Below are 12644 nucleotides of genomic sequence, written 5' to 3'. Positions count from 1 at the left end.
GGTGCCCGCGCCTCCCCCGGTGAGCCGAGAAGGAAGATGTGAGCAGGGTGTTTGTGCGGGTCAGCGGGGCGACCAGGAGTGCGGGGTAACGGGACGATGCACGTCGTCATCATGGGCTGCGGGCGAGTGGGAGCCGCTCTCGCGCAGAACCTTGAGCAGCAGGGGCATACGGTCGCGGTGATCGACCAGGACCCCACGGCCTTCCGCCGCCTGGGGTCCGGTTTCGGTGGCCGCAGGGTCACCGGCGTCGGTTTCGACCAGGACACCCTCCGCGAGGCCGGCATCGAGGACGCCGGCGCGTTCGCGGCGGTGAGCAGCGGTGACAACTCGAACATCATCGCGGCCCGGGTGGCCCGCGAGATGTTCGCCATCGAGAACGTCGCGGCACGTATCTACGACCCGCGCCGCGCCGAGGTCTACCAGCGCCTGGGCATCCCCACCGTCGCCACGGTCCGCTGGACCGCCGACCAGATGATGCGCCGGCTGCTGCCGTCGGGGGCCGAGCCGCTGTGGCGCGACCCGAGCGGCGGTGTGCAGCTCGCCGAGGTGCACACCTCTCCCGCCTGGATCGGCCACAGGATCAGCCGGCTTCAGGAGGAGACGGGCGTACGCGTCGCCTTCCTCACCCGGCTGGGCGAGGCCGTACTGCCGACCTCCCAGACGGTGCTCCAGGAGGGCGACCTCGTCCACGTGATGATGCGTACGGACGAGATCGCGAAGGTCGAGGCGGCCTGCGCGCAGGGCCCTGAGGAAGGCGGTCACGCATGAGGGTCGCTATTGCCGGTGCGGGCGCGGTGGGACGTTCCATCGCGGGCGAACTGCTGGAGAACGGCCACGAGATCCTTCTCATCGACAAGGCGCCGACCGCCATCTCGGTGGAGCGCGTGCCGCTCGCCGAGTGGCTGCTGGCCGACGCCTGCGAGATCACCTCGCTCGACGAGGCGGCGCTCCAGCGCTGCAACGTGGTGATCGCGGCGACCGGTGACGACAAAGTCAACCTGGTCGTCTCGCTGCTCGCGAAGACGGAGTACGGCGTGCCGCGGGTCGTCGCCCGCGTCAACAACCCCAAGAACGAGTGGCTGTTCACTGAGGCCTGGGGCGTCGATGTCGCGGTCTCCACACCGCGTCTGATGTCGGCGCTGGTCGAGGAGGCGGTGAGCGTGGGCGATCTCGTACGGCTGCTCCGCTTCAGCCACGGCGACGCCAACCTCGTCGAGCTGACGCTGCCGCCGGAGTCGGCGCTGGCCGGCACGCAGGTCAGCGATGTGGCATGGCCCGAGGACACCTCGCTGGTCACCATCATCCGCGGTTCGCGCGTGCTCACTCCCGGCGCGGAGGAGACGCTGGAGGCGGGTGACGAGCTGCTGTTCGTGGCCGCTCAGGCGCGCGAGGAGCAGCTGGAGGACCTGCTGTCGGTCCGCAGGGAAGACGCGGCGAGCTGACGGCGGTACGTACTGGCTACGTAAGTGGGGCCCGGAACCGAGACGGCAAGACGGTTCCGGGCCCCACTCATGTGCGTACGGGAAATCAGGCCTCGCGCTGCGCCGAAGCGGCAGCGGCGGCGGCAGCGGCCGCCTTGCGCTCCTTCTCGGCCTTCTCCTGCGCCTCCATCTCCGCGAATACGTCGATGGGCGGCGGAGCCTTCGCCAGGAAGACCCACGTCAGATAGACAGCGAGCAGGAACGGCGGGATCTTCAGCGCTACCAGGACCCAGCCGAGCTGGGCGGTGTCGGCCCACCAGTACAGCGGGAAGAGGATCGCGCACTTGGCGAGCAGGATCAGGCCCCAGGCCCAGCTGGCCTTGGCGTACGCCTTCTTACGTCCTGGGTTCCGTGTCCGCCAGGAGAGGTTCTCCTTGAAGATCGGGCCGAGGATCAGGCCGATCAGCGGGACGCCCGCGAGCGTGGTCACGATGTACGCGAGGGCGAGACCCAGGGTGTAGATCATGCCCGGCAGATAGAAGTCCTTGGCGTTGCCGGTCATCATCGCGAAGACGACACCGAAGGCGACTCCGAAGACGCCGCTGAAGGCGTGCTTGACGGTGTCCCGGCGGATCAGCCGTACGGCGACGAGCAGCAAGGACACTGCGAGGGCGGCGATGGCCGAGACGTGCAGGTCCTTCTTGATCGTGAAGATGGTCACGAACAGCAGACCGGGCAGGACGGTCTCCACCACGCCCCTGAGGCCGCCGAAGGCCTCGAACAGGGCCGCCTCGGTGACGGCCTTCGTGTCCTGGGCGGCGCCGGCTTCGGGCCGTTCTTCGCCGCTGTCGTTGCTGTCGTGGTCCGTCGCGGTCGGCTTGTCGAGAGACGTCACCGGCTACTCCTGTCCGAGCGGTCGGAGCTCGTATTTGGGATTGAAAAGCACCCGGCGGCCGTGGCTCATGGAGATCCGGCCCGAGGCGATGAGCCTGCGGCCCGGTTCTATGCCCACAATGGAACGGCGGCCCAGCCACACCACGTCCAGGGGTGCGGTGCCGTCGAACAGCTCCGCCTCCAGGGCGGGCACACCGGCCCGCGGTCGCAGGGTGACCGTGCGCAACGTACCAGTCACCTTCACCACCTGGCGGTCGTCGCAGTCGCAGATGCGTGAGCACCCCGCGGCCTGCGCGTCCTCCTGCAGCTCCGCGTGGTGCAGGTCCTCCTGCGAGGTGGACAGCCGGTCGAGCATCCGGCGGAACCGGCCGGCAGGCTTCTCCGAACGTGGTACGGCACTCATACCCGAAGGGTACCGGGGAGCGGGCCCGCCTGGATCACCCCGGACCCGGCCACCGCCACGGCCGCCGCTACCGCTCGAAGCGGTAGCCCATTCCGGGTTCGGTGACGAAGTGCCTGGGGTGCGAGGGGTCCGCCTCCAGTTTGCGGCGCAGCTGCGCCATGTAGACCCGCAGGTAGTTCGTCTCGGTGCCGTACGAAGGGCCCCAGACCTCCTGGAGGAGCTGCTTCTGGCTGACCAGGCGGCCCGTGTTCCGTACGAGCACCTCCAGGAGGTGCCATTCGGTGGGCGTCAGCCGTACGTCCCTGCCCTCGCGGTGCACCTTCTTCGCGGCCAGGTCGACGGTGAAGTCGCCCCCCACGTCGACAAGCACGTCGTCCTCGGCGGCGCCGGCCGGCTCGGCCCTGCGGACCGCCGCGCGGAGCCTGGCCAGCAGCTCGTCCATGCCGAACGGCTTGGTGACGTAGTCGTCGGCCCCGGCGTCGAGCGCCTCGACCTTCTCGTCGGAGGTGTGGCGGGCGGACAGCACCAGGATCGGTACACGGGTCCAGCCGCGCAGCCCCTTGATCACCTCCACGCCGTCCATGTCGGGCAGGCCGAGGTCCAGGACGACCACGTCGGGGTGGCGGGCGGCGGCGAGCTGGAGCGCGGTCGCGCCGTCGGGGGCCGCGTCCACCTCGTACTTGCGCGCCTTCAGGTTGATCACGAGGGCGCGTACGATCTGCGGCTCGTCGTCGACCACGAGCACCCGGGTCATGGAGTGCCTGCCTTTCTACGGGACGTACGGAAGGAAATGGAGTCCGGGGTCATGAAGCGGTGACCCGGACGTCGGCAGGATCCGGGCGTACCGGCGGCGCATGACCGGGGACCGCCTTGAGGGTGAGAACCATCGTCATGCCGCCCCCGGGCGTGTCCTCGGCGGTCAAGGTGCCGCCCATGGATTCGGCGAAGCCGCGGGCGACGGCGAGGCCGAGGCCCACTCCGGCGCCGCGCGGGGCGTCGCCGTAGCGCTGGAACGGTTCGAATATCCGGTCCTTCTCGTCGTCCGGGACGCCGGGCCCGCGGTCCGCGACGCGCAGCTCGACGCGGTCGCCGAGCGCGCTGGCGGCGACCGAGACGGGGGTGTCGCCGGGGCTGTACTTGACGGCGTTCTCGACGATGTTGGCGACGGCGCGCTCAAGCAGCCCCCGGTCGACGGCCACCATCGGCAGGCTCTCGGGGATGTCGAGGCCGACACTTTCCGCGGGTACGCCGACGAGCGCCATCGGGACCACCTCGTCGAGGTCGGTCTCGCGGATGAGCGGGGTGACGGTGCCGGTCTGGAGCCGGGACATGTCGAGCAGGTTGCCGACGAGGTGGTCGAGGCGGTCGGCGCCGTCCTCGATGCCCGCGAGCAGCTCGGCCTCGTCGGCGTCCGACCAGGCCACGTCGTCGGAGCGCAGGGACGATACTGCGGCCTTGATGGCGGCCAGCGGCGTACGCAGGTCGTGGCTGACGGCGGCGAGCAGGGCGGTGCGGATGCGGTTGCCCTCGGCGAGCTTGCGCGCCCCCTCGGCCTCCCCCACCAGGCGCTGCCGGTCCAGTACGACGGCTGCCTGGGCGGCGAAGGCGCCGAGCACCCGGCGGTCCTCGGCGGGCAGCACGCGGCCGGACAGCGCGAGCGCCATGTGGTCGCCGACGGGCATGTCCACGTCGGCGTCCTCGGGGCGGCTGACCGGCCTGGGGCCGACACTGCCCGCGCAGGTCCACGGGTCGACGTCGCTCGCGCGCTCCAGCAGCGCCACCGACTCCATGGCGAAGGTCTCGCGGACCCGCTCCAGGAGGGCGTCCAGGGTCGTCTCGCCGCGCAGCACGCTGCCCGCGAGGAAGGAGAGGATCTCGGACTCGGCGCGCAGCCGGGCGGCCTGGTGGGTGCGGCGGGCCGCCAGGTCGACCACGGAGGCGACCGAAACGGCCACCGCGAAGAAGATCACGATGGCGACGAGGTTCTCGGGGTCGCTGACGGTGAGGGTGTGGGTGGGCGGCGTGAAGTAGTAGTTCAGCAGGAGCGAGCCGACGGCGACCGACGCGAGCGCGGGCAGCAGCCCGCCGAGCAGGGCCGCGACCACGGTGAGGAAGAGGAAGAGCAGGACGTCGTTGGCGAGGCCGGGACCGTTCTCCAGGCTGGTGAGCAGCAGCGAGAGCAGGACGGGCGCCGCGACACCGACCAGCCATCCGGAGACGATCCGGGCGCGGCTCAGACGGGCTCCGCGGGCTACCGGCAGGCCCCGCCCCTTCGCGACGTGGTCGTGCGTGACGATGTGTACGTCCAGGTCCGGCCCGGAGTCGCGGGCCACCGTGGCGCCGACGCCGGGCCCGAAGATGTACTGCCACGCCTTGCGGCGGCTGGAGCCGAGCACGATCTGGGTGGCGTTGACGCCGCGCGCGAACTCCAGCAGCGCGGAGGGCACGTCGTCGCCTATGACGTGGTGGAAGGTGCCGCCGAGGTCTTCGACGAGGGTGCGCTGTACGGCGAGTTCCTTGGGCGAGGCCGAGGTCAGGCCGTCACTGCGGGCGATGTAGACGGCGAGGATCTCGCTGCCGGAGCCCTTGGCCGCCATGCGCGAGGCGCGGCGGATGAGCGTACGGCCCTCGGGCCCGCCGGTGAGGCCCACGACGATGCGCTCGCGGGCCTGCCAGGTGGAGCGGATGTTGTGCTCACCGCGGTACTGCTGGAGGTATTCGTCGGCGCGGTCCGCGACCCACAGGAGCGCCAGCTCGCGCAGCGCGGTGAGGTTGCCCGGCCGGAAGTAGTGGGACAGGGCGGCGTCGAGCTTGTCCGGCTTGTAGATGTTGCCGTGGGCCATGCGGCGGCGCAGGGCCTGGGGCGACATGTCGACCAGCTCGATCTGGTCGGCGCGCCGTACGACCTCGTCCGGTACGGTCTCCCGCTGCCGTACGCCGGTTATCGACTCGACGACGTCGCCGAGGGACTCCAGGTGCTGGATGTTGACGGTCGAGATGACGTCGATGCCGGCCTGGAGCAGCTCTTCGACGTCCTGCCAGCGCTTGGCGTTGCGCGATCCGGGGACGTTGGTGTGGGCCAGTTCGTCGACCAGTGCGACGGCGGGCCGGCGTTCGAGGGCGGTGTCGACGTCCATCTCGGCGAAGACGGAGCCGCGGTATTCGATCTCGCGGCGCGGGACCTGCTCAAGTCCCCGCAGCATCACTTCGGTGCGCGGCCTGTCGTGGTGCTCGACGAACGCGACGACGCAGTCGGTGCCGCGTTCCACCCGCCGGTGGGCCTCGGAGAGCATGGCGTACGTCTTGCCTACACCGGGCGCCGCACCCAGGTATATCCGAAGCTTGCCGCGTCCCATGGCCCCATTGTCTGCGCCGCCTCCAGGCAAAACGGACGCGGGGGCCTACTTCACGGGCGTATTGACGCAACTCTGACGGCCCCGACCCTGACGGGCGAAAAGCCGGTGGGCCGCACTCCCGTCTCGGGGAGTACGGCCCACCGGCCACGTCGGTTCACGTCGGTTCGGGTCAGCGCACCTCAGTGGTCTCCGGTCCACGCTGCAGCTGTCCCATCCCGCCGGAGAAGCGCGAGCCTTCCTGCTCCTCCTGCTGGACGCCCTCGGGCACCATCTGCGCGTCGTCCGGCAGCTTCAGCACGATCGGGTCACGCGGCGCCATCGGCCCCTCGCCCCGTACGACCACGGTGTCCTTGAAGACGTGCTCCAGCACCCCCGCGGCCTCGGGCTGCACCGCGCCCTGACCGGAGATCACTCCGCGCAGGAACCAGCGCGGCCCGTCGACGCCGACGAAGCGCACCATCTGCACGCCACCCGTGCCGTCCGGCAGCTGTACGGGCACCTGGGCCCGCAGTTCCCAGCCCAGCGGGCCCTCGATCTCGTCGATGACGCCGCCCTGCTGGGTGATGCCCGACGCGATCTCCTCGCGGACCTCGCCCCAGATGCCTTCCTTCTTGGGCGCCGCGAAGGCCTGGAGCTGTACGGCGCTGTCGCGCAGTACGACGGTCGCCGCGACGATCGCGTCGCCCGCCACCTCGACCCGCAGTTCCATGCCCTCGACCCCGGGCACGAACATTCCGCCCAGGTCGACCCGGCCCTCGCCGGGCTCCATCACCTCGGACACGTCCCACGGACCGTCCGGGCGGGGTGCCGGCGGCAGGTTCACCCTGCGCAGCGACCCGTCGCCGTCGGCGGCCTCGTCAGGTTCGACGTCGTCGACGACCTGCTCGGCCTCGCCCGCCACTACTTCGTCGGCGGATTCGCTCTTCTTGCGACGTCCGAACACGTCACTGTCCTTCCCGGTCGGATACGACCGATGCGTATCGATTCCCACCCGCCCGGCCGTCCACGGCGGCATGACCGCCGGTGGAACCGAAGCCCCCCTCGGCCCGCGCCGAGCCGGGAAGCTCCGCGACCTCGTGGAAGCGCACCTTCTCGACCTGTTGGACGACCAGTTGGGCAATCCGGTCGAAGCGCTCGAACCGCACGCTTTCGCGCGGGTCGAGATTGACCACGATCACCTTGATTTCCCCACGGTACCCGGCATCCACCGTCCCGGGGGCATTCACGAGGGCGACTCCGCAGCGGGCGGCGAGACCGGATCGCGGGTGCACGAAGGCCGCGTACCCGTCCGGCAGTGCGACAGACACCCCGGTCGGGAGGACCGCGCGCTCACCCGGAGCGAGTTCGGCGGCCTCCGTGGTCACCAGGTCGACTCCCGCGTCGCCCGGATGTCCGTACGAGGGGATGGGGACGCCGGGGTCGGTCCGGCGGATCAGCACGTCGACAGGGTTACGGGTCACGGGTTCACCTCGAAGGCGCGAGTACGCCTGACCTGGTCGGGGTCGGCCATCGCCGCCCGGATCTCCTCCGGGCGTCCGTTCTCGATGAAATGGTCGACCTTGACTTCGATGAAGAGGGCGTCGGCGCGGACGGCCACGGGCCCGTCGGGCCCGCCGATCCGGCCGGTCGCCGTGGAGTAGATCTTGCGGCCGTGCACCGCGGTCACCTCGGCGTCGAGGTGCAGCACGGTGTCCACCGGCACGGGACGTACGAAATCGGTCTCCAGCCGGCCGGTCACCGCGATGACCCGCAGCAGCCAGTTCAGCGAGCCGAGCGTCTCGTCGAGTGCCGTGGCCAGTACGCCGCCGTGCGCGAGGCCGGGGGCGCCCTGGTGGGCGGGCTTGACCGTGAACTCGGCCGAGACGCGGACGCCTTCACCGGCGCGTGCCTGGAGGTGCAGCCCGTGGGGCTGGCCGCCGCCGCAGCCGAAGCAGTGCTCGTAGTGCGCGCCGAGCAGCTCTCCGGGCGGGGGTGCGCCGGGGTGCCTGACCGGGGCTATGGCGTCGGCCGGGGGCTTGAGGGCCGCGGACCCGGGGGCCGTCTCCCGGGAGTTCTCAGTACTCACAGGCGCAGACCTTACCCGCGCGGGTACGCGCAGGTCGCGCCGTGCCAAGCTTGGTTTCATGCAGCCTTCCGCCCCGCAGTACGCAGAACGTCTGACCGTCCCCCGCTCCTGGTGGATCATCGCCGGGCTTCTCGGTGTCGCGGGCGGGCTGATGCTGCTGCCCCTGGGCGTCCTGCCGATGCTGGGCGGACTGATCTGCGCCGGCGCGCTCGCCGCGGCCGCGGTGAGTTCGTACGGCTCCCAGCGGATCCGGGTGGTCGGGGACGCGCTGATCGCCGGCGACGCCCGTATCCCGGTCTCCGCGCTCGGCGAGGCCGAGGTGCTGGACGCCGAAGAGGCCCGCGCCTGGCGGTCGTACAAGGCCGATACGCGCGCCCACATGCTGCTGCGCAGCTACATTCCGGGGGCGCTGCGCGTGGAGGTCACCGACCCGGACGACCCGACGCCGTACCTCTACCTCTCGACGCGCGATCCCGAGGGGCTGGCCGCGGCTCTCGCGGCCGTACGGGCGCGCTAGCTCCCCAGCTCCTTGCGGCCGGGCTTCGGCTCGGCCTGCGGCTCCTCGGGTCTTTCCGGTTTCTCAAGGGGAGGCAGCTCGGACAGCGCGTCCCAGGGGATCTGGTGGCTGCGCAGGTCCTTGCGGACCCGCTCGGCGAGCGCTCTGGTGTCGCGCCGGTTCATCGCGGCGCCGACGACGGCGCCGACCATGAACGGCATGAGGTTCGGCAGATTGCGGACCATGCGTTTCATGATCTGCTGCCGCAGCTGGCGCTTCATCTGAGTGCCGAGCGCCGTGTTGTACGTGCCCGGTTTCGTCACGTCGATGCCCCGCTCCTGGGTCCAGGACGTGAGGTAGGCCGTGCTGCGCTGGGCCGACCCGCCGGGCGGCCGCAGTCCGTAGACCTCGTGCAGCTCCGCGATGAGCTTCAGCTCGATCGCGGCGACGCCGATGATCTCGGCAGCCAGCTCGGCCGGCATGGCGGGGGGTACGGGCAGCATGGCCGCCGCGCCGATGCCCGCCCCCACGGTGGAGGTGCCGTTGGCCGCACCCGCCACCAGTTTGTCGGCGATCTGCTCCGGGCCGAGGCCCGGGAACTGCTTGCGCAGGGTCGGCAGGTCACGTACGGGAACGCGCGGCGCGGTCTCGATGACCCGGTCGGCGAGATAGCCGATGCCGGCCTTCGCGCTCTCGCCGCCCTTCCGTACGCCCTGCCTGACAGCCGCCAGACGCCGGGCCCGTGCCGGGGGCCCTTCCGCCGTTTCGAGCGAGGCCGGCAGGCCCCGCTCGTCGTCACGTGCGCCGACGGCCGCGCTCACGCCGTGCGGCGCCTCCGGGGAGTCCTTCCGCCGGAAGCGCTTCCTCCTGGACGGTGTCGCGCCTGCCACGGCCGGCCCGACCTAGTCGCAGTCGCGGCAGATCGGCTGACCGTTCTTCTCCCTGGCCAGCTGGCTGCGGTGGTGCACGAGGAAGCAGCTCATGCAGGTGAACTCGTCGGCCTGCTTGGGCAGGACACGTACGGCGAGCTCTTCGTTGGAGAGGTCGGCGCCGGGCAGTTCAAGCCCTTCCGCCGCCTCGAATTCATCCACGTCAACGGCCGATGCGGTCTTGTCGCTCCGACGCGCCTTGAGCTCTTCAAGGCTGTCCGAATCGACGTCGTCATCGGTCTTGCGTGGGGTGTCGTAATCCGTTGCCACTGTCGCTCTCCCCCTCTGGGTAGTTGCGGTGTCTCAGCGCACGTAACGCGTGAGAGGCCGGACTTGTGCCCGACCTGAGGCGGAGATTTTGCCTCACATCAAGGTCTGTTACTCAATCGACACCCAACCGATCCCCTCTGGGGTGATCGGTTTGGATGGCGATCGGGACCGTACACGGTCCGAATGTCGCACTTCACGAGCGCCACCTCGTGTACTTCCCGTCATCTCACCCCCAGGAAACCCGGACTTTTCCCGGTTTTCCGGGGAAGTTCGCGATCACGGAGAGTGGATGGAGGAAAATTCGAGCCTGTGATCGATCACACACAGACCGGTCAGCGCCGGGTCCCGAAAATTCCGCTTAAAGCGAACAGCCGCGTGGCTGCGCGAAACGTCTCAGATCGGGAGCGTCACACGCATCACGAGGCCACCGCCCTCGCGGGGCTCCGCGATGATACGGCCTCCGTGGGCCCGCGCGACGCTGCGCGCGATGGAGAGGCCGAGACCGACGCCCTTGTCGCTGCCGGTTCGCTCCGTACGCAGGCGCCTGAACGGCTCGAAGAGGTTGTCGATCTCGTACGCGGGAACCACTGGACCCGTGTTCGAAACCACCAGGAGGGCCTGGCCGTGCTGAATCTCGGTGGTGACCTCGACCCAGCCGTCTTCGGGGATGTTGTAGCGCACGGCGTTCTGCACCAGGTTAAGGGCGATCCGCTCCAGCAGTACGCCACTGCCCTGCACGACGGCGGGAGCGCGCTCGCCACGGATCTCCACGCCCTTCGCCGCCGCCTCGCCGTGCGCCTGGTCGATGGCGCGGGAGGCGACCTCGGCCAGGTCCACCGGCTTGCGCTCGACGATCTGGTTCTCGCTGCGGGCGAGCAGCAGCAGGCCCTCCACCAGCTGTTCGCTGCGCTCGTTGGTGGCCAGCAGCGTCTTGCCGAGCTGCTGAAGCTCCGGGGGCGCCTCGGGGTCCGAAAGATGCACCTCCAGCAGCGTCCTGTTGATCGCCAGCGGTGTGCGCAGCTCGTGCGACGCGTTGCCCACGAACCGCTGCTGGGCGGTGAACGCCCGCTCCAGGCGGTCGAGCATCTCGTCGAAGGTGTCGGCAAGCTCCTTGAGCTCGTCGTCAGGGCCGTCCAGCTCGATCCGCCGGGTCAGGTCCGTGCCGGCCACCCTGCGGGCCGTACGCGTGATCCTGCCGAGCGGCGAAAGGACGCGTCCCGCCATCGCGTATCCGAAGGCGAAGGCGATGACGCTGAGCCCGAGCAGGGCGAGCAGCGAACGGCTGAGCAGCTCGTCGAGCGCCTGCTGGCGCTGGTGGTTGACGCAGTCGTTCATGGCCGCGTTGAACTGGTCCGGCGTGGCCTCGTCGGGCAGGTCGCAGACCGTGCTCTTGACCTGACCGCTCACGATCTTGAACGGCAGTTCACTGCCCACCGCCAGAGCCTGGGCGGCGAGCAGGTAGATGATCGAGAGCAGCAGAATGCCCGCGATCAGGAACATGCCGCCGTACAGCAGCGTGAGCCGTATCCGGATGGTCGGGCGCAACCAGGGGAACGACGGTTCCTGCTCCCTCGGGTCCCAGGTCGGTTTCGGTGGCGCCAGGGGCGGTGCCGGGGTGGATGCCATCGCGCGTCAGATCCGGTAGCCGGAGCCGGGCACCGTGACGATGACCGGCGGCTCACCGAGCTTGCGGCGCAGCGTCATGACCGTGACGCGCACCACATTCGTGAACGGGTCGGTGTTCTCGTCCCAGGCCTTTTCGAGCAGCTGCTCGGCGGACACGACGGCACCCTCGCTGCGCATCAGCACCTCAAGCACCGCGAACTCCTTCGGCGCCAGCTGGATCTCCTGGCCGTCGCGGAAGACCTCGCGACGGTTCGGGTCGAGCTTGATGCCGGAGCGCTCCAGCACGGGCGGCAGAGCAACGGTCGTACGCCGTCCGAGGGCGCGTACGCGTGCGGTCAGCTCGCTGAAGGCGAACGGCTTGGGCAGATAGTCGTCGGCGCCGATCTCCAGCCCCTCCACGCGGTCGCTGACGTCACCGGAAGCGGTGAGCATCAGGACACGGGTGGGCATGCCGAGCTCGACGATCTTCCGGCAGACGTCGTCACCGTGGACGAGGGGGAGGTCACGGTCGAGCACGACGACGTCGTAGTCGTTGACCCCGATACGTTCCAGGGCTGCCGCGCCGTCATACACGACGTCGACGGCCATGGCCTCCCGGCGCAGTCCGGTGGCCACCGCATCGGCGAGCAGCTGCTCGTCCTCGACGACGAGTACGCGCACGTCGCAGTCCTTCCGTTGATTTGCCCAGGCGGGCAGGTGTCTCCCGTTGGCTGTGTGCAGCCATCCTGCCCCTTTCGGCCATAAACCGGCGGTAAGGCGATACACCGCGAAGGGGCCGGAGGGCTGACATGGGTGGGGATTTCTATGATTCCTGGGCGAGTTGAGGTTTTCCTGAGGCGGGGGGTGGGGAGGACGACTTCACACCCCGCGATCACGCCCTGTATTCGGCACGCCACGTGATCGAACCACCCACCCCCGGCACACCCCCGTGCCACCGACCCATGACGAGGGGGCGCAACCCATGGACGCTTTCACCGCAGGCCTGCTGCAGCGCATAAAGGCCACGGAATCCGACCTCACGATGGCTCGAGAAACGGGCGACGACTTCCTGGCGGAGGTGGAGCAGGCGGAGCTGGACGACCTGCACCGCCTCGCCGCGGAACACGGCGTAAAGGTAACCGCCCCGAGCGCGTGACCCCCTGCCGGTCGACCGTACGGAGTGCGAGCAGGGCCCCGGCGCCGGG

At 70.0% G+C, this 12644-nt stretch carries 15 protein-coding genes; 4 read left to right on the top strand and 11 right to left on the bottom strand.

Features of this window, described 5'->3' with window-relative positions:
• Window positions 1–96: 96 nt before the first annotated feature.
• Complete coding sequence (locus J7E96_RS25795; protein ID WP_215134328.1) at window positions 97–768, top strand: TrkA family potassium uptake protein; 672 nt, start codon at window positions 97–99, stop codon at window positions 766–768.
• Window positions 765–1442 carry a TrkA family potassium uptake protein gene (locus tag J7E96_RS25790; protein WP_215134326.1) on the top strand — a complete coding sequence of 226 codons (678 nt, stop codon included), beginning with the start codon at window positions 765–767 and terminating at the stop codon, window positions 1440–1442. Before J7E96_RS25795 ends, J7E96_RS25790 begins: the two co-directional genes overlap by 4 nt.
• An 85-nt stretch (window positions 1443–1527) precedes the next feature.
• On the opposite strand, the gene J7E96_RS25785 is transcribed toward J7E96_RS25790, so the two are convergent.
• From J7E96_RS25785 to J7E96_RS25755, 7 genes are all read right to left on the bottom strand, one after another.
• On the bottom strand, window positions 1528–2316 hold the full coding sequence (locus J7E96_RS25785) for a DUF3159 domain-containing protein (RefSeq protein ID WP_215134324.1): 789 nt from the start codon (window positions 2314–2316) through the stop codon (window positions 1528–1530).
• Between the two features lie 3 nt (window positions 2317–2319).
• Window positions 2320–2718 (bottom strand): OB-fold nucleic acid binding domain-containing protein, encoded by a 399-nt coding sequence (locus J7E96_RS25780; RefSeq protein WP_215134322.1) that lies wholly within the window; start codon window positions 2716–2718, stop codon window positions 2320–2322.
• A gap of 67 nt (window positions 2719–2785) precedes the next feature.
• Window positions 2786–3472: a response regulator gene (locus J7E96_RS25775; RefSeq protein WP_215134320.1), complete on the bottom strand. Its 687-nt coding sequence runs from the start codon at window positions 3470–3472 to the stop codon at window positions 2786–2788.
• Window positions 3473–3521: 49 nt separating this feature from the next.
• Window positions 3522–6074, bottom strand: a complete 2553-nt coding sequence (locus J7E96_RS25770) for a sensor histidine kinase KdpD (protein WP_215134318.1) — start codon at window positions 6072–6074, stop codon at window positions 3522–3524.
• Between the two features lie 169 nt (window positions 6075–6243).
• A complete protein-coding gene (locus J7E96_RS25765) occupies window positions 6244–7017 on the bottom strand; it encodes a DUF3710 domain-containing protein (protein ID WP_215134316.1) in 774 nt (257 codons plus the stop codon).
• A 1-nt stretch (window position 7018) separates the two neighbouring features.
• Entirely contained in the window at window positions 7019–7534 is a 516-nt protein-coding gene (gene dut, locus J7E96_RS25760) for a dUTP diphosphatase (RefSeq protein WP_215134315.1), read from the bottom strand.
• Window positions 7531–8073 (bottom strand): PaaI family thioesterase, encoded by a 543-nt coding sequence (locus tag J7E96_RS25755; RefSeq protein WP_215134508.1) that lies wholly within the window; start codon window positions 8071–8073, stop codon window positions 7531–7533. The genes dut and J7E96_RS25755 overlap by 4 nt, the downstream gene beginning before the upstream one ends.
• 124 nt (window positions 8074–8197) lie before the next feature.
• Between J7E96_RS25755 and J7E96_RS25750 the strand changes: the two genes are divergently transcribed.
• The gene (locus J7E96_RS25750) at window positions 8198–8656 is read left to right on the top strand and encodes a DUF3093 domain-containing protein (RefSeq protein ID WP_215134313.1); all 459 of its coding nucleotides are present in this window, start codon (window positions 8198–8200) and stop codon (window positions 8654–8656) included.
• Here the strand turns inward: J7E96_RS25750 and J7E96_RS25745 are convergent.
• From J7E96_RS25745 to J7E96_RS25730, 4 genes are all read right to left on the bottom strand, one after another.
• Window positions 8653–9525, bottom strand: coding sequence for a hypothetical protein (locus J7E96_RS25745; RefSeq protein WP_215134310.1), 873 nt, complete (start codon window positions 9523–9525; stop codon window positions 8653–8655). The two genes, J7E96_RS25750 and J7E96_RS25745, sit on opposite strands and share 4 nt — an antisense overlap.
• Window positions 9526–9537: 12 nt before the next feature.
• A complete protein-coding gene (locus J7E96_RS25740) occupies window positions 9538–9834 on the bottom strand; it encodes a DUF4193 domain-containing protein (RefSeq protein WP_028814145.1) in 297 nt (98 codons plus the stop codon).
• Between the two features lie 393 nt (window positions 9835–10227).
• Entirely contained in the window at window positions 10228–11460 is a 1233-nt protein-coding gene (locus J7E96_RS25735) for a HAMP domain-containing sensor histidine kinase (protein ID WP_215134308.1), read from the bottom strand.
• 6 nt (window positions 11461–11466) lie between these two features.
• On the bottom strand, window positions 11467–12120 hold the full coding sequence (locus J7E96_RS25730) for a response regulator transcription factor (RefSeq protein WP_028814147.1): 654 nt from the start codon (window positions 12118–12120) through the stop codon (window positions 11467–11469).
• A gap of 301 nt (window positions 12121–12421) precedes the next feature.
• Here J7E96_RS25730 and J7E96_RS25725 point away from each other — a divergent pair, with 301 nt between their 5' ends.
• Window positions 12422–12595 (top strand): hypothetical protein, encoded by a 174-nt coding sequence (locus J7E96_RS25725; RefSeq protein WP_215134306.1) that lies wholly within the window; start codon window positions 12422–12424, stop codon window positions 12593–12595.
• Window positions 12596–12644 lie beyond the last annotated feature (49 nt).

It is taken from the genome of Streptomyces sp. ISL-96 (assembly GCF_018614035.1).
Lineage (GTDB): Bacteria > Actinomycetota > Actinomycetes > Streptomycetales > Streptomycetaceae > Streptomyces.
This window is presented reverse-complemented; position numbering and strand designations above follow the sequence as displayed.